Here is a 23,410-nt window from a genome sequence, read left to right as displayed (position 1 = left end):
CACCGGGTGTGGCCGGCACCCCGCGACGCGGTCGGACGCGACCACCCGCACGGATCACGCCGCCTGCCGCGCGGGACGCGCGGGCTGTGCCCCGGTGCGCATCGGCGGCTGTGCCGCCCGCGGTGCGCATCGGGCGGGCTGTGCCGCCCGCGGTGCGCATCGGGCGGGCTGTGCCGCCCGCGGTGCGCATCGGGCGGGCTGTGCCGCCCGCGGTGCGCATCGGGCGGGCTGTGCCGCCTGCCGCGTGGGTCGCGCGGGCCGTGTCACCCGCGGCGGGGATCACGCCGCCTGCCGGGCGGGCCACCTCGCCCGCCGCGCGGCTCACGCCACTCGTCGCCGTCGGCCGGCGCGGCGGATCGGAGGCTCGTCATGACCGCCAACCCCGACGCGGGTTCCGCCGAGCGGGACCCGACCCCCGACCGGCTCGCCCGCCCCACCCGCGTCGAGGCCCACGGCATCGACGTGATCGGCGACGACGAGCGGCACGGCCGACCGCGCGACCTGCTGGGCGTGTGGGCCGCGCCCAACGTCAGCTACCTCAACCTGGTGATCGGCGGCGCGCTCGTGGTCCTGGGCCTGACCCTGTGGCAGGCGCTCGCCGTGATCGTCGTCGGCAACCTGTGCTGGGTCCTGGTCGGCGTGGTCGCCGTCAGCGGCCCGGCCGCCGGAGCGCCGAGCGAGGTGATCACCCGCGCCGTGTACGGCCCGCGCGGCAACCGGGTGGTCATCGGTGTCAACGGCTGGTTGATCTCGGTGTGCTACCTGGCGCTCAGCTGGTCGGCGGCGTCCGTGACGGCCTTCGCCCTGTGCGCCCGGTCCGGCCTTGAGCCGAGCACCGCGGGGAAGGTGCTGATCATCGTCGGCATCGCCGCCGCGACCCTGGTGATCAGCGTCTACGGCCACGCGACCATCGTGCGGCTGTACCCGAGGCTCACCCTCGTCCTCGCCGCCGTCTTCGTGGTCCTGGCCGGTCACGTGCTCGGCCACACCGACTGGTCCTACCGGCCGGCGGTCGAACTCCGGGGCGTCGAGCTGTGGGCGGCCGTCGCGGCCGGGCTGACCCTCGTCGCCTCGACCGCCCTGTCGTACAACACCAGCGCCGACTTCGCGCGGTACCTGCCGCGGACCGCGAAGCCGGTCGCCGTCGCGGGGTGCACCGCGCTCGGCGCGTACGTGCCCAGCGTCCTGTTCACCGCGCTCGGCGCGCTCGCCGCGACCACGCTCGACATGAGCGACCCGCAAACCGCGCTGGCCGGGGTGCTGCCGAACTGGTTCACGCCCGTCTTCTTCGTCGCCGTGATCCTCGGCGCGATCGCCAACAACGCCATGACCGTCTACAGCGCGGGTCTCGCCCTCCAGGCGATCGGCCTGCGCATCCGCCGCACGCGCAGCGTCCTCCTGGACGGGACCGTCGGCGTCCTGCTCACCCTGTACGCCCTGCTGATCTCGGACTTCCTCGACGCCGTGAGCGACCTGATGCAACTGACGGTCGCGGTCCTCGCGCCGTTGATGGCGATCTACGCCGCGGACGTGCTGCTGCGGCGCAACCGGTACGACGGCCACGCGCTCGCCGACCAGACCAGGGGCGGGCCGTTCTGGTACGCGGGCGGCGTCAACTGGGCCGGTGTCGGCGCACTCGTCACGGGTGCCGCGGTCGCGGTCGCGTGCCTGTCCGTTCCGGGGCTGTACACCGGTTTCCTGACCGACGCCCTGGGCGGGATCGGCTTGTCGCTGCCGGTGGGCCTGGTGCTGCCGGCGCTCGTCTACACCGCCGCGATGCGCCGGCGGCTCACCTCGATGAATACGAACAATTCTCAATTTCCGTGATCACCGGGAACTTCGGCGCGGTGCCGCCCGAGCCGTCCCCTGGCCTGCGGCGACGCCCCTCCGGAAGCGAATCCGCCGCCACCGGGACCGCTTCCCCGAGCCGCCATCGGCGGATTCGCGACAAGGGCGATCCGGGCCGGGCGCGCATTCGCGCGAGGGATATCGCGGCCCTTTCATATCGGACACGGACCGTGGCCGGTACATTACCGGCGTGACTGAGGTCGAGGGGCGGCTGATCGTCGGGCGGTACCGCCTGCTCCGGTCGCTCGGTCGGGGCGGGATGGGTGTCGTCTGGCTCGCGCACGACGAGTACCTGCACCGGGACGTGGCGGTCAAGGAGATCCAGCCGCGCGGCCGGGAGATCCGGGACACCGACCCGGAGGTGCGGCGCACGCTGCGGGAGGCCAGGGCGGCCGCGAAGCTGAGCGAGCACCCCGGCGTGATCACCGTCCACGACGTGGTGACCGACGAGCGCGGCCTGCCCTGGATCGTGATGCAGCTGCTGTCCGGCTGCTCGCTCGGCGAGGCGCTCGACGCCGACGGCCCGCTGCCCGCCGACCGGGTCGCGCGCATCGGCGTCCAGGTGCTGGAGGCGCTGGACTACGCGCACTCCCACGGGGTGCTGCACCGGGACGTGAAGCCGGGGAACGTCATGCTCACCGGCGACAAGGTGGTCCTCACCGACTTCGGCATCGCCGTGATCGACGGCGCGTCCGTGCTCACCGCGACCGGCCAGGTCCCCGGCGCGCCGGAGTACATCGCGCCCGAGCGCATCCTCGGCGAGGAGGCGCTGCCCGCGGCCGACATGTGGTCGGTGGGGATCATGCTCTACCGGATGCTCGTCGGCCGGACGCCGTTCCAGCGCCCCGACATCCAGTCCACGCTGGCGGCGGCGCTGTCCCAGGAACCCGACCCGCACCCCGCCATCGGCCGGTTCTGGCCGACCATCCAGGGGCTGCTGCGCAAGAAGCCCGCCGAGCGGTGGACGGCCAGGCAGGCCATCGACCAGCTCACCGCCCTCACGCCGCTGCCCGCGTCCGCGCCGGACGGGGCCAGGGTGCGGATCGAGTACCCCACCCTCCTGGAGAACCCCGGCGGCGCGGTGACGGTCGTCGACGCGACCACGCCCAACACCCGCACGCTCCCGCCGCCGCTCCCGCCGCCGGGCCCGCGCCCCGCCGCGCCGGACGACCGGACCCTCGACCCGTTCCCGCCGCGCGCGCACCGCGGGGGGCGCGGTCCCCTGATCGCGGCCGGCGTCGTGCTCGCGCTCGGCGCGGCGGTGGCGACGATGATCGTGGTCGACCGGTCGCGGGGCGACCAGCAGCTCGCCGCGTCCGCCTCCTCGACGTCGTCGCGGCCGTCGACGGCCGAGGCCCAGCAGACCCCGCTCAAGGTCCACCGCGAACCGCAGCTGGAGTTCGAGGTCGGCATCCCGGCGGACTGGCAGCGCTACGCGCCGGACGGCCCGGCCAACCAGGTCGGCTGGGAGAGCCGCCGCTCCGACCCGAAGGCGGGCGTCCTGAGCGTGCAGGTGTGGCGGGACACCAGCAGGCCCGGCGTGTCGGCGCTGACGTACCTGACCGACGAGGCGAAGTCCCGGCGCGAGGACCGGGAGTACGTCGACTTCGAGCAGGTCTCCCTGCGCGGCGACGGCTCGTCGGCCGACCTGGAGTACACCCAGCGCGCGGTCGCGGGCGCGCCGTGGTTCGTCACGCGCGTCTGGGCCGTCCCGCGCAAGTCGACGGTCTACACGGTCACGTTCACGCTCTACACCGCCGACGCGGCGGCCCTGCGCGACCAGTGGCGCGCCGCGCAGCCGCTGCTCGCCCGCATCCGCGACAGCTTCCGCTTCCACCCTTGAACCCGCAGGTAGCAGAGCCGGGGACCGGTCCCGGACCACACGGATAGGTTGCCTCTCGTGATCATCACGCGTTCGGCGTCACGCAAGGGCGGGCCGTACGCCCTGGTGGCGGTGCTCTGCGCCGCGGTGCTGGTGGCCACGCTGACCGGGGCCACCCGCCCGCTGTCCGCCGCGGCGTTCACCACGACCGGCCACTGGGTGTACAACTCCGTGCTGGGCGTGGTGTTCCACATCGACGGCGGCACCGCGAACGTCGACGCGCGGTTGCCGGTGGACGCCGAGGTGGGCAGCCAGGTGCTCCAGGGCGACACCCGCGCCTTCGTCGTCGGCCAGGGCCGGATCACGCCGTTCGACAAGGCGACGCTGTCGCCGCAGGGCTCCGTCCCCGCGCCCGCCGACGAGCACCCGTTGGGCATCGAGGTGGTCGGCGGCCCGTACGCGGTGTACCGCGGGGCGGGCAAGGTGGTCCGCCTCGGCGACCCGACCGCGACGATCGCCGCGGGCGGGCCCATCGGCAACCCGGTGGTGACCGACGACGGCACGATGTGGTTGCACCGCACCGGTGTCGGCTCGATCTGCACCATCGCGCGGTCCGCCGTCGAGCTGTCCGGCTGCCCGGTCTCCGCGCCCGCCGACCACGCGGGCGCGCTGACCGTCGTGGGCGGGCGTCCCGCGTTCGTCGACCTGTTCACCGGCTCGCTGCACACGGTCGACAACGGCGTCCTGGGACCGGGCAAGGCGCTGGGCGTCTCGCTGTCGCCGAACTCCCGGCCCGCCGCCAGGGACCTGGGCGGCCGGGTGGCGATCCTCGACCCGATCCGGCGCAACCTGGTCCTGGTCGACCCGGACGCGCGGCCCGCGGCGGCGGCGGTCACGGTCCCGCTGCCCGCCGGCGACTACGACGGCCCGGTGTCGACCGGCGACGTGGTCGCCCTGGTGGAACGCAAGCAGGGCACGGTGCTCACCTTCGGCCCGGACGGCGCGCGGCGCGACGAGAAGCCGGTCAAGCGCGACCAAGGCGAGCCGCGGCTGTCCCAGGGCGAGGACCGGCGGGTCTACGTCGAGGACTCCGACGGCACCCAGGTCCTGGTGGTCGCCGAGGACGGCAGGGTGCGGGACGTCGACGTGTCCGGGAAGCAGGCCGCCACCCCGCAGTCGCAACCGCAGCCGCCCGACGACACGTCCGAGCCGGACGTCGGCGTGCCCACGCCGGGCAACGGGCGGCGCGACCCGCTGCCCGGCCGGCAGCACCCCGACCAGCGCGGCACCGACCAGCGCGCCACCGACCAGCGCGAGCCCGACCGGCAGGACCGGACGACACCGCCGCCGCCACCGGCCCCGGTGCCGGCGGGCCGGCCGGGCGCGCCGCCGTCGGTCCTGGCGCAGGCCGGCAACGGGTCGGCGACCGTCACCTGGGGCGAGGCGCCGGACAACCGGGCCCCGATCACGTCCTACCTGGTGTCCTGGCAGGGCGGTGGCGGGAGCGGGTCCTTCCCGGTCGGCGGCGACCAGCGCCAGGCGGTCGTCGAGGGCCTGGTCAACGGCGAGCGGTACGTCATCACGGTGGCCGCCACCAACCAGGTGGGCGCGGGTCCGGGCACGTCGGCCAACCCGGTGGTCCCGGTCGCGCCGGTCTCGCCCGCCGCGCCGCCGGTCGGGCTCAAGGCGAGCTACGACCCCGACGACCGGCCGACGCGGGACGTCACGGTGAGCTGGGGCCAACCGGCGCTCAACGGCGGGACGCTGGTGCACTACGTCGTCGCCGCCACCGGCCAGGGGACGCGGCAGGTGACCGCGACCGAGGCCAAGTACAAGCAGTTGGAGGCCGCCACCGCGTACACGTTCACCGTGCACGCGGTGACCAGGACGCCGGACGGGCAGCTCCTCGACGGCGAAGCCGCCTCCATTTCCATCCGGGACGAGAAGCCGAAGACCGCCAGTGCCCACATCGAGCAGGGCGGGCCGTCCCAGACGGACCGCTGCCACCCGCCGGCGTGCGCCTGGGTGAACGCCACGATGTCGGGGCTCGACCCCAACACGACCTACTTGCTCAGGCTCAGCTCCAACTCCACCCTCGACGTCCGGACCGAGCCGTTCACGACCGACGCCACCGGGGCCGCGGTCTACAACAAGCTGAACTACGACGTGCCCGGTGAGAGGGTCTGGGTCACGGTGCTGACCGAGTCGCGCCAGGAAGTCATCGAGTCCAACAGAATCACTTGGAAGTGACAGCCTTGACCACACACGTGACCCAGGCCGGCGAGGTCTACGAGCGGATCGCCGCGAACGTGCAGCGCGTGGTGCGCGGCAAGCCGGAGGTCGTGCGGCTGGCCGTGGCAGCCCTGCTGTGCGAGGGGCACCTGCTGTTCGAGGACGTGCCGGGCATCGGCAAGACCACGCTCGCCCGGTGCCTGGCGCGCAGCATCGGCGGCACCTGGAACCGCATCCAGTTCACGCCCGACCTGCTGCCCGGCGACATCACCGGTGTGCAGGTCTACCACCAGAACGACGAGAAGTTCGTGTTCCACCCCGGCGGCGTGTTCGCCAACGTGGTGCTCGCGGACGAGATCAACCGCGGCACGCCGAAGACCCAGTCGGCGATGCTGGAGGTGATGTCCGAGCGGCGGGTCACGGTCGACGCGGTGCGCCACGAGGTGCCGACGCCGTTCCTGGTGATCGCCACGCAGAACCCGATCGAGATGGCGGGCACCTACCGGCTGCCGGAGGCGCAGCTCGACCGGTTCCTGATGCGGCTGCGGATGGGGTACCCGGACCTGGACGCCGAGGTGATGGTGATCATCAGCGACCGCGCGGGGGTCGACCCGGACGAACTGCCGCCGGTGGTGGACATCCCGACCCTCCAGAACGCCGTGGCGCAGGTGCGCGGCATCCGCATCGACACCGCCCTCGTGCGGTACGCGGCGACCCTCACCTCCGCGACCCGGCAGTACTCGGACGTCCGGTACGGCGCGAGCCCGCGCGGCAGCATCGCCCTCATCCGTGCGGCGCAGGGCATCGCCGCGACGCACGGGCGGGAGTTCGTGACGGCGGACGACATCAAGCAGGTCGCGCACCCGGTGCTGGACCACCGCCTGATCCTCACCCCCGACGCCGAGCTGCGGCAGCGCACGGCCGAGGACGTCGTGCGGGACCTGCTGGCCAAGATCCCGGTGCCCGTCGCCGGCGCCTCGGGGGGCTGACCATGCGGCTGACCCGGCGCGGCGCGGGCACGCTCGTGGCCGCGGCCCTGCTGGTGGCGCTCGGCCTGGCGGCCGGCCACCCGCTGCCGCTCGCGCTCGGCGCGATCGCGGTGGGCGCGGTCGTCGCGGCGGTGCTGGTGGCGGCGCGGCGGCCCCGCGTGGACGTCCACCGGGAGCTGTTCCGCGACCGCGTCGAGCGCGGCGGCCGGGCGGGGATCACGCTGCGCGTCCACAACCCGGCCGCGCGGCGGCAGCACGGTTTCACCGCGGTCGACCGGGTGGGCGACTTCACGCTGACCGTCGCCGTCCGCTCGCTCGCGCCCGGCGCGGAGCAGTCCTACCTGAACGAGCTGCCGACCGGGCGGCGCGGCAAGCACGAGGTGGGTCCGCTGAGCCTGCGCCGGGCCGACGCGCTCGGGCTCAGCCGGTCCGAGCTGTTCCTGGGCGGCACGACGACGCTGTGGGTCTACCCGCGCACGCACCCGGTGCGGTCCGTCGCGGGCGGCCTCCCGCTGCACCACCACGACGGCGCGGCCACCGAGACCTCGCCGCGCGGGTCGCTGGACGTCCGCGAGGTGCGCGAGTACGTGCCCGGCGACGAGGTGCGCCACCTGCACTGGAAGGCGACGGCGAAGACCGGGAAGCTGATGATCCGGGACTACGCCGACCCGCACCAGCCGCAGTTCACGGTGCTGCTGGACAACCGCCGGGAGATCCCGGCGGAACCGGGGTTCGAGGAGGCCGTCGAGCTGACCGCGTCCCTGGTGGTCGCGGCGGCCCAGGAGGAGCACCGGTGCCGGCTGGTCGCGTCGGGCGGTCTCGACGTCGGCGCGACACCGGGGTCGGGCGCGGTCCGGCGGTTCCTGGACGAGCTGTGCGTGGTGGACCGGACCGCGCGGACCGGGTTGCCGCTCGTGCCCGCCGCGCTGGCGCACGGCGGCGGCGGGATGCTCGTGGTGGTCTCGCCGGTCGCCGCGCCGGAGGACCGCTCCGCGCTCGCCGCGCTGCGCCCCCGGTACGTGGACGTCGTCGTGGTCGCGCTGGACTCCGCCGCGCCGCAGGTGCCGGGGGTGCGGGTGCTGCGCGCGACGGACGCGCTGGACGCGACGCTGCGCTGGCAGACGGTGGTCGCGCGATGAGGGGGCGGGTGATGAGGGGCCGGGCGCTGTGCGTGCTCGCCGCCGGGGCGGTGGCGGGCCTGCTGTTCGCGCCGGTGTTCGGCCTGTGGGCGCTGGCGCCGCCGATCGCGGCGGTGCTGGTGGCCTGCTACGCCGTCGTGGAGCTGTGCGCCCGCGTGCCCGCGCTCCTCCCGGTGCGCCCCGTGCTCGCGCTCGTGGCGGGCGCGGTGGCGTTGGTCGAGGTGTCGCTGTTCCGCACGACGTTCCACGGCCTGCCGACGGCGGCGAGCCTGCGCGCGCTGGCCGCGGGCGTCACCGACTCCTGGCAGCTCACCCTCCAGTCGACGTGGCCGGTGCGGCCGGACGCCGAACTGCTGCTGTTCGTGCCCCTGCTGGTGCTGCTGACCGCGGTGCTGGGGGTCGAGCTGCTGCGGTGGCCGGCGGTGGCGGTCACGCCGAGCCTCGCGCTGCTCGCGCTGAGCCAGGCGTTCGTCGCGGTGTCGGGCGCGGTGGCGGTGCTGGTCGCGTTCGGCTACGCCCTGGTGGCCGCCTGCCTGCTCGCCTCGTGGGCGCGCTCGGCGGTCGTGCCCACGGTCGCGCTGTGCCTCGTCGCCGGGGTGGCCGTGGCGGCGGTCGACCCCGGACCGGCGTTCTCGCTCCGGCGGACGCAGGCCGCCCACGCGCCGCTGCCGCGCACCACCAGCCCGCTGGGCGAGGTCGCGGCGCGGCTGTCCGACCCGGACGCGGAGGTGTTCAGCTACACGGGCGACGCACCGGTCGACCGCTGGCGGCTGGTGGTGCTGGACGGGTTCGACGGCGTCACCTGGACCCCGGCCGACCGGTACCGCAGGCTCGGCGTGGGCATCGGGCCGCCGGCCGGGGTGACCGTGCCGACGGAGTCGCACTCCGCGCGGCTCACCGTCCCCGGCGACGGGCCGTGGGTGCCCAGCCAGGCCATGCCCGCGTCGGTCGACGGCATCGCGCCGCTGGTCGACGAGGCCACCGGTGCGCTGCTGTCGCCGGGCCGCACCGGGCGGGTGGAGTACGACCTGCGGTGGTGGGAGCCGCGGGTCGACCCCGACCGGCTGCGCGACGCGGGCGTGTCCGCCGAGTTCGCACCGGGCGACCTCGGCATCGTCCCGCCCCGCGTCGCCGAGCTGGCGCGCGAGGCCACCGGCGGCGCGCGCCCGACCTTCCGCAGCGCGCTCGTGCTGGAGCAGTACCTGAGCCGCGAGTACAAGGTCGCGACGGGTGAGCCGCTGCCGACCGGCAGCGGCTGGCCCCAGCTGCGCGAGTTCCTGTTCGACGCCAAGCGGGGCACCAGCGAGCAGTTCGCCGCCGCGTACGTGGTGCTGGCCCGGATCGTCGGCATCCCGGCGCGGCTGGCCGTCGGGTACCGCGCGCCGACGCCCGCCCCCGACGGCCGGGTGGTCGTGCGGAACCGGGACGTGCTCGCGTGGCCCGAGGTCGCGGTGGCCGGTGTCGGCTGGGTCCCGCTCGACCCGGCGGGCGGCGCGGGCGGCGCGGCGGCGGCCCGGTCCGGGCTGGCGCAGGTCACCGCGGCGGCACGGGCCGACCTGCCGCCGCCGCAGGACGAGCTGCCCGACCCGCCGCTGCCCGCCGACGAGCCGGTGCCGACGCCGGGGCCGGACATCGACTTCCGCGAGCTGGCGGCGTGGGCCGCGCTCGGCCTGGTGGCGCTGCTCGCGCTGGGCCTGGTCGCGATCCCGGCGGCCAAGGTGGTCCGGACCTGGCGGCGCAGGCGGCTCACCGGTCCGCGCGGCGTGGTCGCCGCCTGGTGGGAGGTGCGCGACCGGCTGCGCGCGCACGGCACGCGGGTCACGCCCGGCATGACGCCCCGCGACCTCGCCGCGGTGTCCGAGGGCCCGGTGGCGGACACCCTGCACCGGCTGGCGCACCGGCTGGACGCGGCGCTGTGGTCGGGCGCGGGCGCGGACGACGGCGACGTGGCCGCCGCGTGGGAGGCCGTGCGGGAGGTACGCCTGGCCCTCGCGCGGCGGCCGGTCGGCGCGCGGCTGAAGGCGGTGTTCGCGGTTCGATGAACCTGCTCGGTCATGGCCCGGTCGCCGACGTCTACGCCGTCGGGGGAAGCGCGCTGAAGGTGTTCCCCGGCAGGTTCGACCGGCGCACGCTCGCCGCGGTCGAGCGCGACCGGGCCCGGCTCGCCAGGCTGTCCGCGCCGGTGCTGCCGGTCGAGCGCGTCGAGGTGGTGGACGGCAGGCACGCGCTGCGGATGGAGCTGTGCGGCGAGTCGCTGGCGAAGCGGGTGGAGCGCGCGGGCCCGCTGTCCCCGGAGGAGGTCGCCGCGCTGGGCGGCGCGCTGTCGCGGGCGCTCGTCGCCGCCCGCCGGGTCGACGTGCTGCACGGCGGGGTGAGCCCGTCGAACGTGCTGTTCCGCGGCACGGGCGAGCCGGTGCTGGCGGACTTCGGGATCGCCGTGCGGCAGGCGTTCCGGCGCGACCCGCTGCACGGCATCGAGTGGGTGTCGCCGGAGACGCTGCGCACCGGCGTGGCCGACGCGCGCACGGACCTGTACGGCCTCGGCGCGGTGCTGCACTTCGCGCTGACCGGCGAGTCGCCGCACCCCAGCCGGATCGGGGAGATGACCGCCGAGCGGGTCCTGCGCGTGCTCGGCGACCCCGTGCCCGCGATCAGCCGGCCCGACGTGCCGGTCGGGCTGTCCACGGCCATCGGCCGCCTCCTCGCGCCCGACCCGGCGAAGCGGTCGCTCCAGGCGGACGAGGCGCCGCCCGCGGCGGGCCCACCACGCCGCCGGGTCCGGCGGTGGTGGCCGGCGGCGGCCGTGGCGGTGGCGCTGGCGGTGCTGGTGGCGTTCGTCGCGTGGCCACGTGCCGAGGAGCGCGCGGCACCGCCGCCGTCGCCCGCGCCGCCGCCGTCGTCGGCGACCTCCGCGCCGCCGGTCGAGGTGGTGCTCGACGAGCCCACCGACCTCGTCGACGCGGTGTCCCTCACGTGGACCGCGAACGACGACAAGCTGTTCTTCGCCGTCGTGTACTGGGTCGAGGGCGGGCAGGGCGAAACCCTGCTGGCGGAACGCAACCGCGCCAAGAAGGTGTCGGTGGAGGCGGGCCGCAAGTACTGCTTCCTGGTCCGCGGCACCAAGGGGGACCGGGTGGTCGAGAGCCGCCCCAAAGGCGTACGAGGTGCGGTCTGCCGCAGGTGAGGAGAGCGGAGTGAACCCGGAACTGCAGTACGCGGGCGGGCTGTTGCTGCCCAGGGGGCACGACAGCCTGTCGCGCGGCGTCCCGCGCGCGGTCGCGGGCGCGATCCACGTCCTGGCCATCGGCGGCGGGTACGCCGTCGGCCCGCGCGAGAGCCGGACCGTCTACTTCGGGCGCAACCGCCCGGACGTGCACGTCTGCCTCGGCGAGGACGACCGGCAGGTCAGCCGCAGGCAGGGCGAGCTGGTCCACCGCCGGGGGCGCTGGTGGCTGCGCAACACCGGGCGCAGGCCCATCCGGCTGCCCCGCGCGCAGTGGCTGTTCGCCGACGAGGAGGCGGTGCCGCTGGCCGAGGGCTACACCCCGGTGCACGTGCCGGGCTCGCGCGAGCGCGAGCACCTGCTGGAGGTGTTCGTGACCGGTCCCGACGGCGACCAGCCCCGCTCCCGGCACGAGGACGTCACCGACCCGCCCCTGCCGTACCCGCTCAGCGCCGACGAGCGCCTGATCCTGGTCGTGCTCGGGTGGCACTACCTGCTCCACGAGCCGAACCCCAAGCCGCTCACGTGGAAGGAGGCCGCCCTGCGCCTGGCGCAGCTCCAGCCGCACGTGGGCTGGACGGCGAAGAAGGTCGAGCACCGGGTCTGCGTCGTGCGCGACCGCCTGTCCGCCCGCGGCGTGCCCTGCCTGACCCGCGAGGAGGTGGGCGAGCCGGTCGGCAACGCCCTCAACGACAACCTGCTGCGGGAACTGGTGCGCTCGACCACCCTGACACCCCGCGACCTGTCCATCGCGGACTGAGGTCGCGGGGTGCGCGCGTGCGGTGGGGTGCTCAGCCGATGACGAACGGCAGCCGCGCGGCCAACCCGCCCAGCTCGGCGCGCTCCGCGTCGGTGGCCCGCCGCCGCCCGGTGCCGACCAGCAGCGCGTCCCGGTCGGAGAACGACGCGGGGAACGCGGTGCCGGCGATCTGCTCCAGCACCGCGCGGGACCGCGCGAGGCCCTCGGCGGGCGGCGGCGCGGCGTCGGCGAGGTGCGCGGTCAGGTCGAGGTGGTGCAGCGTCCACTCCAGGACGTACGCGGAGAGGAAGTCGCCCGCGGTGAGGACGACGTCGCGCGTGCCGACGCGGCCGGCGGGGTCGGCGAGCCGCGCGGCGCGGCCGGCGGCCTGCCCGACGTCGTCGAGGTGGAACTTCAGCAGGCCGGGGTCGCCGTAGGCGGCGGCCAGCCGGACGGTCAGCGCGTCCAGCGGGTCGTCGCCGGTCGGCGGCGTGTCGGTCACCTGCCAGTAGGTGACCGCGTCGCGGGTGGGCTCGGCGTCGGTGGGCGTGGCCAGGGTGATCAGGACGTCCTGCGCGTCGATGACCAGGTGGCACACCAGGTCCCGCACCAACCAGCCGGTGCAGCCGGACGGCTGCGCGAAGTCCTCGTCCGACAGGTCGGCGACCGCCGCCAGCAGTACCGTCCAGGAAAGCGAGAAGAGATCCACGGTTGCACTGTATTGATTGCCGCTGTGTTGGATTGCCGCGACTCCGTCGCGGCGGGCGAGGCCGCCTGGAAGTCGGGCCATCGCGCCTGATTTCCCGCTGTGTTGGATGGCCGCTGCTCCGCAGACGGCGGGCGAGGCCGCCATCAAGTCGGGCCATCGCGCCTCATTTCCCGCCGATCGAAGAGCGTGATCGGCGGGAAATGAGGCGCGACACCCCGACGCGGCCTCGCGGTGCGGGAGCGGTATGGGTGTGAAGTGCGTGCGAACTGGTCGGCTGGTGTTCACCCTGCCGGGGAAGGGAGAGCGCGGGGGGAGGGATCGAGGGGAGGGGTGGGGCGGCTGCGGCTCATCGCGTTGCAGCCGCCCCGGTGGGGGTGTCAGGGGTTCTGCGGGTCAGCAGGGGCCCTGGTCTTCCCACACCGCCCACGAGCCCGGCTCGCCGGGTTCCGCGCCGGCCGAGTACCAGGTGGACTTCCACTTGTGGCCGTTGTGGGAGACCACGTCGTTCGGCACGTAGGAGGTCGACGCGCTCCACGCCTCGACACCGTCGCAGCCGCCGGGACCCCCGCCGCCCGTGACGGTCAGGCTGTAGGTCGCGCTGTGCGTCGCCGCGCCCGTGCCGACCACGGTGATCGAGTAGGTGCCGTTCGCGGTCGAGTCGGCGACCGAGACCGTCACCGCGGACGCCGAGCCGGACCGCACGGTGGCCGGGTTGAACGACAGGGTGACCCCGCTGGGCGCGCCGGTCGCCGTCAGCGCCACGTCCTGCGCCGAGCCGGACGTGGTCGCGGTGTTGACGGTGAACGTGCCCGAGCCGCCGACGGCGACCGAGCCTGAAGCCGGGCTCAGCGACAGCGAGAAGTCGTCACCGCCGCCACCGGTGACGGTGAGGTTGTACGTCGCCGTCTTGGCCACCGAACCGGTGCCCTTCACGGTGATCGGGTAGGTGCCGTTGGCCACCGACGACCCGACCGACACGGTCGCGGTCGACGCCGAGCCGGACTGGACGGTCGCGGGGCTGAACGAGACCGACACCCCGTTGGGCTGGCCGGTCGCGGTCAGCGCGACGCTCTGCGCCGAGCCGGACGTGGTCGCGGTGTCGACGGTGAACGTGCCCGAGCCGCCGCCCGCCACCGAGCCCGAGGACGGGCTCAGCGACAGCGAGAAGTCGTTGACCGGCGCGTCGGTGACGGCCTGCTTCCAGATGGTGTAGGCGACGCCGTCCGCCGCCCGGTCCAGCGCGGTCGGGTTGACGTTGCTCGTCGTGTCGCACGAGCTGTGGTAGCACGAGTCGTACGCCGCGCCCGCCGTGCCGCCCCACTTCGCCGCCTGGGCGTTGGTCTTGCGGTACGACGCGCCGGTGGCGTAACCGGAGGACGGGATGCCCGCCCGCTGGAAGGAGGCGTCGTCCGAGCGGTTCGCGCCCTCGGTGTTCTCCTCCGGGGACAGGCCCAGCGAGTTCCAGTACTCCTTCAGCGGCGCGGCCGCCGCGGTGTTGATGTTGTTGATGAAGTAGCCCGCGTTGCGGGAGCCCACCATGTCGAAGTTGTAGTACGCCTTGATGGCCGACCGCTGGGTCGAGGACAGCTGGCCGACGTAGAACCTCGAACCGTTCAGGCCCTGCTCCTCGTCGGTCCACCAGGCGAACCGGACGTGCTTGGCCATCGTCGGCTTCCGCGCCGCGAGCTGGAGCGCGTTCTCCAGCAGGGTGGCCGAACCCGTGGCGTTGTCGTTGATGCCGGGTCCCGCCGAGACGCCGTCGAGGTGCGCGCCGAACATGATGGTCTGGTTGGCGTCGCCGCCCGGCCAGTCCGCGATCAGGTTGTTCGACACGTAGGTGCAGGAGGTGCACCGCTGCTCGGCGACGGTGTAGCCGGCGGCCTGGAGCTTGGCCTTCACGTAGGCGACCGACTGCGTGTACCCGCTGCTGCCCGCGCGGCGGTGGCCGCCGCCGCTGCTCGCGAACGACTGGAACTGCGCCAGGTGGCCCTGCACGGCCGCCACGTCGATGTTGGGCGGCGCGAGCGACGTCACGGTCGCCGTGCCACCCGGCTGCTCCTGGTCCGCCAGGGCCGGGGTCGCGGCCGTGGTCACCCAGGCGAGGGCCGTCATGGCGACCACCGCACCCAGGATTCTGCGTTTCATCCGAATACTCCTCACAAGGCAGGGAAAGCCCGGCCCACCCCGCAGGAAGGGCGGCCTCGTCACCGGGGCGCGGCCGAACCAAGGAAGCGTCGCACCGCGCGGGTCCTGCCAGGTAGGGCTTGCGGTAGGTACCGGTGAGCGCCGTTCACCGCGACACTGTCGGGTTGCGCGGTGATCGTCTGCCTCGGGACATTCGGACTAACAGGGCATACCGGGCGGCACGTGGTCGTGGTGGCCCGGCGGCTCACACCAGTTCGACCGCCACCGGCACCGCCCTCGCCAGCGTGTGGCCGACGGGGGAGGAGCCGATCACCTTGGCGTGCAACGCCTCGATCTCCTCGCGCGGCGCGGTCGAGTCGATGCGCACCCGCGCGGTGATCGAGTCGAACCCCGCGTGCCCCTCCGCGAGGCCCAGGAAGACCCGCAGGTCGACGTCGCCCTTGAGGTCGATGGTGAGCCCGTCGATCGCGATGCCCGCGACGGTGGCGTTCGCGGCGTACCCCACGGCCAGGCAGTTGCCGAGCGCGCCGAGCAGCTGCTCGACCGGGTTCGCGGCGCTGTCGCCGCCGCCGAGCGCGGTCGGCTCGTCCGAGGGCGTCGGCGCGAAACCGCGGACCCGCGCCTCGGACCGGAACCCGCCCCGCCACCGGACGTGCGCCGCCCACGTGGTCCTCGCCTTGGCCTCGTCGGCCTGGACGGCGGCGACCAGCGCGCCAACGGCCTGGATGTCGACGTCGTTCAGCCGGGTTTCGACGGTCATCGCGGTTCTCCTCGGGTCGGGGAAGGGGCACGCGCAGTGTGGGGCCCGCGCCGGGCCCGCCGACAGCACCCGCCACGCCCTGGGACGGCGGCCGGGTCGCGGGAATAACCCGAGCCGTCCGGGATGTGGACGGCGACCGTCCCAGCGCGTGGACACCCGGCCGCGCCGCCCGAGCACGCCGTCACCGGGAACGCGCGGCGGCTCGCGGCCCGGCCGAAACCCGCTCGCCCCCGCCCCGCCGCGACGGCACCATGCGCGGTCATGACCTTGGCCCACTACCTCGACGTGGTCCGGCGCGCCCGACCCGGCCACGACCTCGGCGACGCGACCCTGCACCGAGGCCAGTCCCACGACGTGCTGCTCACGGCGGACCGCGTGTTCCGGTTCCCGAGGACGGCGTCCGCCGCCGCCGCGCTGCCCCGGCGGGCCGCCCTGGCGGCCGCGGTGGCGGCGCTCGACCTCGGCGTGCGGGTGCCGGTGCCGTCGGCCGACGTCGACCTCGCCGCGCCGGTCGGCGAGCGCTTCCTGGAGCTGGACCGGGTGCCCGGCGCGCCGCTGGACCGGGTGGGCGCCGCGCGGGTCGATGGCGTGGCGGCCGGGTTCGCCCGCCTGCTGCGGGTCATGGCGGACCGGCGGCCGGCCGACGTGCCCACCGCCGACCCGCACCGCTGGGCGGAGTTCGCCGACGGCGTCCACAGTGGACTGTTCCCGCTGATGGCCGCCGCCGGCCGGGAGCGCGCCGAGCGCGAGCTGGCGGCCGTGCTCGCCCTCGACCACGTCGCCACCGGCCTGGTGCACGGCGACCTCGGCGGCGAGAACGTGCTGTGGGACGAGGCGGACCCGCCCCGGCTGGTCGGCGTGGTCGACTGGGACGGCGCGGTCGTCGGCGACCCGGCCGAGGACCTCGCCGCCGTCGGGGCGAGCTACGGCCCCGCCCTGCTGGACCGGGTGATCGGGCTGCTCGGCCTCGACCGGGCGGTGGTCGGGCCACGGATCAGGGCGTACCAGGGCACGTTCGCCCTCCAGCAGGCCCTGGCCGGCGCGCTCGACGGTGACGACGCGGAACGGGACGACGGCCTGGCCGGCTACCGCTGACCCCGGCTGCCGCTGTCCCCCCGGTGGCGGCGGGCGCGCTCACCGGGCGGCGTTGCGCCAGACCACGACCTCGGTGCTCGGCAGGCGCTCGGAGAACCGACCCGACGGCGAGGCCGCCCGCAGCAGCCGCCCGAGGTCCGCCTCGAACCCGCCGCGCCGCGCGCCGAACAGGTGCGGCGCGGAGGAGGAGTTCGAGTACACCCACGCCACGACGTCGTCGCAGGTCCGCTCCACGACCTGCCCACCGGGCAGCACGTGCCGGCGCGGCCCCGAGAACCCCGCCCGCCGGTACACCTCGGACTCGCCGGCGGGCGTACCGTGCGGCAGCACGCCGCGCCCGGCCCGCCGCACCGGCCCCAGGTAGCGGGCGACCAGCTCGCCGATCCCCGCGTAGGGCACGGCCGGGTGCGGGAGCCCGTCGACGCTCCGCCGTTCCGCCTTGAGGTCCGAGACGTGCACCAGCGCCCCGTCCGGGCACAGCATGTCCCTGACGGTGGCCGCCACCACGTCGCGCTCCATCCAGTGGAACGACTGGCCGAACGTCGCGACCGTGAACGTGCCGAGCCCCGCCGGCAGGTCTTCGGCACGGGTGCGCACCCACCGCGCCCGTCCCGCCACACCCGCGGCCAGGCGCTCGGCCTCGGCGATCATCCCACCGTCCGGGTCCACCCCGACCACCTCGCCGAACAGGTGCGCCAGTTCCAGCGCGAGGACACCGGGCCCGCAGCCCACGTCGAGCAACCGCCCCCGACCGTCAAGCCCCAACTCCCGAGCGAGCAACCCGGAAAGCCCCGGCGCATACGGCAGCCGCCCCCGCCGGTAATAAGGCGCGGCCCCGGCGAACAACGTGTCGTCCCACTCCCACCCCACCGGCACCCCACCACCCTCCCACAAACAACCCACCCACCCCCGTTCCCACTCCCGCTCCTTGCTCGCTACCGCTCGCGCCCAGTCCCGCGAGGCCGCGTCGGTGGTTCGCGGCGCGGGTTCCGACGATCACGCTTTTCGATCGGCGGAATCCGCCCCGCGAGCCGCCGACTCAATGGCGGCCGAGCCGCCCGACGAAGGAGGGCAAATCCAACACAGCCGCGTCGGTGGTTCGCGGCGCGGGTTCCGACGATCACGCTTTTCGATCGGGGGAATCCGCCCCGCGAGCCGCCGACTCAATGGCGGCCGAGCCGCCCGACGAAGGAGGGCAAATCCAACACAGCCGCGCGCAGTGGTAGGAAGGCCCGGTGAGCAACGTCGAAGAGGGCCTCCGGGTGGCGCAGGACGAGGTCGTCACCCTCGCCAGCGAGCTGATCAGGATCGACACGACCAACACCGGCGACCCGGAGACGCTGGTCGGGGAGCGCGCCGCCGCCGAGTGGGTGGCCGAGCGGCTGTCCGAGGTCGGGTACGAGACCACCTACGTCGAGTCCGGTGCGAAGGGCCGTGGCAACGTCGTCGCCCGCCTGGCCGGGGCCGACCCCTCGCGCGGCGCGCTGCTGGTGCACGGGCACCTGGACGTGGTGCCCGCCGACGCGTCCGAGTGGTCGGTGCACCCGTTCTCCGGCGCGGTGCAGGACGGCTACGTGTGGGGGCGCGGCGCGGTCGACATGAAGGACATGGTCGCGATGACGCTGGCCGTGGCGCGTCGCTTCAAGCGCGACGGCGTGGTGCCGCCGCGCGACCTGGTGTTCGCGTTCCTCGCCGACGAGGAGGCGGGCGGCGTGTACGGGGCCAAGTGGCTCGTGGACCACCGGCCCGAGCTGTTCGAGGGCGTCACCGAGGCGATCAGCGAGGTCGGCGGGTTCTCCATCACGCTGAAGGACGACGTGCGCGCCTACCTGGTGGAGACGGCGGAGAAGGGCATCCGCTGGCTGAAGCTGCGGGTGCGCGGCACCGCCGGGCACGGGTCGATGATCCACCACGACAACGCGGTGGCGAAGCTGGCCGCGGCGGTGACCAAGCTGGGGCAGCACCGGTTCCCGGTCGTGCTCACGCCGTCGGTGCGGGAGTTCCTGGCCGGTGTCTCGGAGATCACCGGGCTGGAGTTCCCGGAGGACGACATCGAGGGCGCGATCGGCAAGCTGGGCGCGCTGTCGCGGATGATCGGCGCGACCATCCGGGACACCGCGAACCCGACCATGCTGACCGCCGGCTACAAGGCGAACGTCATCCCGTCGGTCGCCGAGGCGACCGTGGACTGCCGCATCCTGCCCGGCCGGGAGGAGGCGTTCGACCGGGAGTTGGCGGAGCTGCTCGGGCCGGACGTGGAACGCGAGTGGCTGGGGCTGCCGCCGGTGGAGACGACGTTCGACGGCGCGCTGGTGGACGCGATGACGGCGTCGATCACGGCCGAGGACCCCGGCGCGCGGGTGCTGCCCTACATGCTGTCCGGTGGGACGGACGCCAAGTCGTTCCAGCAGCTGGGCATCCGGAACTTCGGGTTCGCGCCGCTGAAGTTGCCCGCCGACCTGGACTTCTCCGGGCTTTTCCACGGGGTGGACGAGCGGGTGCCGGTGGACGCGCTCCAGTTCGGCGTCCGGGTGCTGGACCGGTTCCTGCGGAGCGCCTGATCTGCTGTGTTGGATTGCCGCGACTTCGTCGCGGCGGGCTCGGCCGCCCTTTAGTCGGGCCATCGCGCCTCATTTCCCGCCGATCCAAAAGCGTGATCGGCGGGAAATGAGGCGCGACAACCCGACGCGGCCTCGCGGGGTGCGTGTGGAAGGGAGAGCAGGGAGAGGGGAGGGCGGCAAGAGGGGAGTGGGGGGCGGCACCGTGACGTCTTGTCTGCCTGGTCGTTGGAGCGGGTGGGGGTTGACGACGGGAGGCGTGTGTGGCGACCGAGCGGGTGCGGCTGGAGGACGGCACCGAGTTGAACGTTCGGGTCGGTGGCGCGTCGGATGCCGGGGTTACCGTGGTGCTCGCGCACGGCTACGCGCTGGACCACCGCAGTTGGCACCGGGTGGTGGCGGAGCTGCCGGCGTCCGTGCGGGTCATCAGCTACGACCACCGGGGGCACGGCGGGTCCGACCCGGCCACGCCCGGCACCGCGTCCATCGAGCGGCTGGGTGACGACCTCGGCGAGCTGGTCGAACGGCTCGTGCCGGAGGGGCGGGTGGTGGTCGCCGGCCACTCGATGGGCGGCATGGCGGCGATGGCGATGGCGGAGCGGCGGCCCCGGCTCTACCGGCAGCGGGTGGCGGGCGTGGTGTTCGTGTCGACCGCCGTCACCGGGCCGGCCGAGCTGTCGCTCGCGTGGCCCAAGGCGGTGGGCAAGCTGGTCCGGGAGCTGGAGCGGGCGTTCGGGCCGCTCGTGCGGACCATCCGGGCGAGGATCGAGCCGGCCAAGACCGCCGGCCTGCGGTGGTGGCTGTTCGGGGACGAGCCGCGCCCGGAGGACGTCGAGCTGACCGCCGAGATGGTGCGGGCGCACTGGCCGGACACGGTCGCGCTGTTCCGGCCCGCCGTCGACCGGTACGACCGGGAGGCCGCGCTGACCGTGGCCGGTGAGCGGCCGGTGGTCGCGATCGTCGGCGACGAGGACCGGCTGTGCCCGGAGTCCGACGCGCGGGCGCTGGCCGGCGCGGTCGGCGGGGAGGCCGTGGTGGTCGCCGACGCCGGGCACATGCTGCCGCTGGAGAGCCCCGCCGAGGTGGCGGCGCAGATAGCGAAGCTGTGCTGAACCCGCCCTCCTCCGTCGGGCGCGCCCGGCCCGCGCGTCACCCCCGGCCTTCCGGCCCGGACGTCGGCGCGGGCCGCTGGAACAGCACGTAGAGGTAGACCAGGGCGGGCACGAGCACGAGCGCGCCCACGGCCAGGGCGATGAGCAGCGCGAGCAGGGTGGACCGGCCCGTCGCGGCCTCCTCCACGGTGAGCTCCGGCAGCAGCACGTACGGGTACTGGCCCACCGCCCACCCGACGAGGATCGCCGCGACGGCGACCGCGGAGGCGATCCGCGCCGCCGCGTAGCGGCGGGCCAGCAGCAGGCCGAGCGCGGTCAGCCCGGCCGCCACCGACAGCAGCACCACCGGCAGCCCGCGCCCGGTCAGCCCGTCGAACAGCAGGGGCGCGTCGGCGCGCAGCACGGCGATGCCCGCCAGCCCCACCGCGCCGGTCACGGCGGCGGTCACCAGCGCCCGGCGGCGGAACGCCTCGGCCAGGTCGTGCTCGCCGTCGCGGCGGGCGTCGCCGCACAGGAACACCGCCGCCAGGTAGGCGCACACCAGCACGGCGAGCGCGCCGCCGAGGAACGAGGTCGGGTTCACCCAACCGCGCACCACGTCGCCGCCCGCGATGCCCGGCGGCACGCGGCCGGAGGCGACCCCGCCGACGACCGCCCCGAAGAAGAACGGCGTGAGCAGCGACGACAGCGCGAACGCCGCCCCGAAGAAGCGGCGCATCCCCGGCGTGCCGACGCTCTTGCGGTAGGCGAACGCCGCGCCGCGCGCGATGATCCCGAACGCGGCGAGCGTCAGCGGGAGGTACAGGGTGGTCACGGCGGCGGCGAACGCGCCGGAGAACCCCGTCCACAGCACCACCAGCACGAAGATCAACCAGACGTGGTTCGCCTCCCACACCGGGCCGATCGAGCGCTCCACCCGGTCCCGCGTCCGCCGCCCGCGCTCGGTGCCGCCGGCCAGCAGGTCCCACACGCCGCCGCCGAAGTCCGCGCCGCCGAACAGCGCGTAGGCCACCAGGCCGACGAACGCGGCGCCCAGCACCGCCTCCGCGAGCGTCATCGCGACACACCGCCCTCCTGCGGCGCGAGCGTGTCGCGCCCGCGCGCCAGCCGGCGCAGCACGACGACGGTGAACGCGGTCAGCACCGCGTACACCGCCAGCACCGCCACCAGGCCCCAGCCCAGGCCGGGCGCGGGGCTCACCGCGTCGGCCGTGCGCATGAGCCCGTAGACGATCCACGGCTGCCTGCCGACCTCGGTGGTGACCCACCCGGCCTCCATCGCCACGACCGCGCCCACGCCCGAGACGGCCACGGCCCGCAGGAACCAGTCGGTGCCCGGCAGCCGCCGCCGACGCCACCACACGAGCCCGAACCAGGCGGCGAGCAGCAACAGCGCCGTGCCGATGCCGACCATCGCGTTGTAGGCCAGGTGCACGACGTTGACCGGCGGCCGTTCGTCGGCGGGCACCTCCTCCAGCCCCGGCACCACACCGTCCGGGTCGTGGTGGATCAGCAGCGACAGCCCGTAGGGGATCTCCAGCGCGTAGTGCAGCGCGTCGTCGCGGTAGACGCCGCCGAACGACAGCCCCGCGCCCGCCGTGGTCTCGTACTGGCCCTCCATCGCGGCCAGCTTCGCCGGCTGGTTGTCCGCTACCGCGTTGGCGATCCAGTCGCCCACCCCGATCTGCACCGGGGTGGCGATCGCGGCGACGGTGAGCGGGATGAGCAGGCCGAGCCGGTGATGCCGGTCGCGCCGGCCGCGCAGCATCCCGACCGCGTAGACCGAGGCGATCAGGAAACCGGTCACCATGAACGCCGCCAGCCACATGTGGACGAACTGCGGCCACGTCGAGGGCCCGAACATCGCGGCCCACGGCCGGGCGTCGACCACGTCGCCGTCGGCGTCGAGCGCGAACCCGGTGGGGTTGTTCATCCAGGCGTTGGCGGAGACGACGAAGAACGCGCCCGCGATGCCGGCCGCCACCATCGGCAGTGCGCTGAGCATGTGCGCACGCGGCGAGAGCCGGTTCCAGCCGAACAGGTACACGCCCACGAAGATGGCCTCGACGAAGAACGCGAAGCCCTCCAGCACGAACGGGAAGCCGAACACCTGGCCGAACCGGTCCATCAGGCCGGGCCACAGGATGCCCATCTCGAACGACAGCAGCGTCCCCGACACCGCGCCGGCGGCGAACAGCACGCCCATCGCCTTGGCCCAGGTGTGGGCCAACCCGGTGAGCACGGGATCGCCCCGGCGGTGCCCGCGCCACTCGGTGAACACCACGATCGCCGGGAACGCGATGCCGAAGCAGGCGAAGACGATGTGCCAGCCCAGAGACAACGCCATCTGCGTGCGGGCCGGGAACAGGTTCCCCGAGGTCTCCGCCAGCACGAGCCCCAACGCGGCCACATGAACCCCCTTCACCTCGCGTGCCCGGGCGTACCCCGCGGTGTGTACCCGTGCCAGGAGATACCAACCGGTCCGCCGCACCACCGCCACTCGGAGCACGTCCCGCGCGCCCGCCGGCGGGGCCGGTTCACCGGGTCGGGGCAGCCTCGCGCACGGGACCGCCGAGCCGGGCGGCGCTCGGAAGAGGCCACGTTCGGCGGTGAGGGTGATCGGGTTCGTCGACCGGAATGGCCGAGGTGGGTCGCGGCCGGCCGGGTGCTTCGCCCCCCGCCGCGCTCGCGCCGCGGGTCGGGGAGACCGGCGGGGGACGGGTGGACGACCGAGGGGGTCGGGCGCCGGCCCCCTCCGGCTCGCGGGTCCGCCTGCCCACCGACGGCGACCAGCGGTTCCACGCCTTCGCGTGCACCAGCCGCGACGGCTCGAACCGGGCGCTCGTCGTGCTGAACCACCAGGCGACGCCGCAGCGGGTCACGGTCGACCTCACCGGGTCGGGCATCGCGGCGCAGACGCCGGTCGACCTGCTCGGCGGTGGTCCGGCGACGCCCATCACCGGCTCGTCGCACGCGGTGTCGCTGCCCGCTCGCGGGTTCGCGGTGCTGGGGCTGTCGGACGCCGGCCGAGCCGGGCCCG

General features: G+C 74.8%; 17 protein-coding genes and 1 pseudogene. 12 read left to right on the top strand and 6 right to left on the bottom strand.

The window, feature by feature from the left end; genetic code table 11:
• Nucleotides 1–369 precede the first annotated feature (369 nt).
• From C8E97_RS22060 to C8E97_RS22025, 8 genes are all read left to right on the top strand, one after another.
• Entirely contained in the window at nucleotides 370–1,827 is a 1,458-nt protein-coding gene (locus C8E97_RS22060; RefSeq protein WP_121007410.1) for a purine-cytosine permease family protein, read from the top strand.
• Nucleotides 1,828–2,038: 211 nt separating this feature from the next.
• Nucleotides 2,039–3,691: a serine/threonine-protein kinase gene (locus C8E97_RS22055; protein ID WP_121007409.1), complete on the top strand. Its 1,653-nt coding sequence runs from the start codon at nucleotides 2,039–2,041 to the stop codon at nucleotides 3,689–3,691.
• A 57-nt stretch (nucleotides 3,692–3,748) separates the two neighbouring features.
• A complete protein-coding gene (locus C8E97_RS22050; RefSeq protein ID WP_121007408.1) occupies nucleotides 3,749–5,920 on the top strand; it encodes a fibronectin type III domain-containing protein in 2,172 nt (723 codons plus the stop codon).
• A 5-nt stretch (nucleotides 5,921–5,925) separates the two neighbouring features.
• Entirely contained in the window at nucleotides 5,926–6,891 is a 966-nt protein-coding gene (locus C8E97_RS22045) for an AAA family ATPase (RefSeq protein ID WP_246019069.1), read from the top strand.
• A gap of 2 nt (nucleotides 6,892–6,893) precedes the next feature.
• The gene (locus C8E97_RS22040) at nucleotides 6,894–8,030 is read left to right on the top strand and encodes a DUF58 domain-containing protein (protein WP_121007406.1); all 1,137 of its coding nucleotides are present in this window, start codon (nucleotides 6,894–6,896) and stop codon (nucleotides 8,028–8,030) included.
• Nucleotides 8,027–10,072, top strand: a complete 2,046-nt coding sequence (locus C8E97_RS22035) for a transglutaminase TgpA family protein (protein WP_121007405.1) — start codon at nucleotides 8,027–8,029, stop codon at nucleotides 10,070–10,072. Before C8E97_RS22040 ends, C8E97_RS22035 begins: the two co-directional genes overlap by 4 nt.
• Nucleotides 10,069–11,214, top strand: a complete 1,146-nt coding sequence (locus C8E97_RS22030; protein ID WP_121007404.1) for a serine/threonine-protein kinase — start codon at nucleotides 10,069–10,071, stop codon at nucleotides 11,212–11,214. The genes C8E97_RS22035 and C8E97_RS22030 overlap by 4 nt, the downstream gene beginning before the upstream one ends.
• A gap of 10 nt (nucleotides 11,215–11,224) precedes the next feature.
• Nucleotides 11,225–12,013 (top strand): FHA domain-containing protein, encoded by a 789-nt coding sequence (locus C8E97_RS22025; RefSeq protein ID WP_246019068.1) that lies wholly within the window; start codon nucleotides 11,225–11,227, stop codon nucleotides 12,011–12,013.
• 31 nt (nucleotides 12,014–12,044) lie between these two features.
• Here C8E97_RS22025 and C8E97_RS22020 read toward each other — a convergent pair whose 3' ends face one another.
• The 3 genes from C8E97_RS22020 to C8E97_RS22010 form a co-directional block, all read right to left on the bottom strand.
• Nucleotides 12,045–12,701 (bottom strand): maleylpyruvate isomerase N-terminal domain-containing protein, encoded by a 657-nt coding sequence (locus tag C8E97_RS22020; RefSeq protein WP_121007403.1) that lies wholly within the window; start codon nucleotides 12,699–12,701, stop codon nucleotides 12,045–12,047.
• A gap of 393 nt (nucleotides 12,702–13,094) precedes the next feature.
• Nucleotides 13,095–14,846: a M28 family peptidase gene (locus C8E97_RS22015; protein WP_121007402.1), complete on the bottom strand. Its 1,752-nt coding sequence runs from the start codon at nucleotides 14,844–14,846 to the stop codon at nucleotides 13,095–13,097.
• 244 nt (nucleotides 14,847–15,090) lie between these two features.
• Nucleotides 15,091–15,606 carry an OsmC family protein gene (locus C8E97_RS22010; protein WP_121007401.1) on the bottom strand — a complete coding sequence of 172 codons (516 nt, stop codon included), beginning with the start codon at nucleotides 15,604–15,606 and terminating at the stop codon, nucleotides 15,091–15,093.
• Nucleotides 15,607–15,867: 261 nt separating this feature from the next.
• Here C8E97_RS22010 and cph point away from each other — a divergent pair, with 261 nt between their 5' ends.
• A complete protein-coding gene (gene cph / locus C8E97_RS22005; protein WP_121007400.1) occupies nucleotides 15,868–16,701 on the top strand; it encodes a capreomycin phosphotransferase in 834 nt (277 codons plus the stop codon).
• A 39-nt stretch (nucleotides 16,702–16,740) separates the two neighbouring features.
• On the opposite strand, the gene C8E97_RS22000 is transcribed toward cph, so the two are convergent.
• A complete protein-coding gene (locus tag C8E97_RS22000) occupies nucleotides 16,741–17,577 on the bottom strand; it encodes a class I SAM-dependent methyltransferase (RefSeq protein ID WP_121007399.1) in 837 nt (278 codons plus the stop codon).
• A gap of 359 nt (nucleotides 17,578–17,936) precedes the next feature.
• On the opposite strand from C8E97_RS22000, the gene C8E97_RS21995 reads away from it, so the two are divergent.
• Both C8E97_RS21995 and C8E97_RS21990 read left to right on the top strand, forming a co-directional pair.
• Nucleotides 17,937–19,262, top strand: a complete 1,326-nt coding sequence (locus C8E97_RS21995) for a M20/M25/M40 family metallo-hydrolase (protein ID WP_121007398.1) — start codon at nucleotides 17,937–17,939, stop codon at nucleotides 19,260–19,262.
• Nucleotides 19,263–19,522: 260 nt separating this feature from the next.
• Entirely contained in the window at nucleotides 19,523–20,371 is an 849-nt protein-coding gene (locus C8E97_RS21990) for an alpha/beta fold hydrolase (RefSeq protein ID WP_121007397.1), read from the top strand.
• A 37-nt stretch (nucleotides 20,372–20,408) separates the two neighbouring features.
• Here the strand turns inward: C8E97_RS21990 and C8E97_RS21985 are convergent, their stop codons facing one another.
• Complete coding sequence (locus tag C8E97_RS21985) at nucleotides 20,409–21,428, bottom strand: cytochrome d ubiquinol oxidase subunit II (RefSeq protein WP_121007396.1); 1,020 nt, start codon at nucleotides 21,426–21,428, stop codon at nucleotides 20,409–20,411.
• The gene (locus C8E97_RS21980; RefSeq protein ID WP_246019067.1) at nucleotides 21,425–22,780 is read right to left on the bottom strand and encodes a cytochrome ubiquinol oxidase subunit I; all 1,356 of its coding nucleotides are present in this window, start codon (nucleotides 22,778–22,780) and stop codon (nucleotides 21,425–21,427) included. The genes C8E97_RS21985 and C8E97_RS21980 overlap by 4 nt, the downstream gene beginning before the upstream one ends.
• Before the next feature lie 227 nt (nucleotides 22,781–23,007).
• Here C8E97_RS21980 and C8E97_RS36865 point away from each other — a divergent pair.
• A pseudogene (locus C8E97_RS36865) lies at nucleotides 23,008–23,361 on the top strand (alpha-glucosidase C-terminal domain-containing protein); the annotation flags it as partial.
• Nucleotides 23,362–23,410 lie beyond the last annotated feature (49 nt).

Source organism: Saccharothrix australiensis (assembly GCF_003634935.1).
Taxonomy (GTDB): domain Bacteria; phylum Actinomycetota; class Actinomycetes; order Mycobacteriales; family Pseudonocardiaceae; genus Actinosynnema; species Actinosynnema australiense.
The sequence above is the reverse complement of the archived record's forward strand: the minus strand, read 5'-3'. Positions and strand labels throughout refer to the sequence as shown.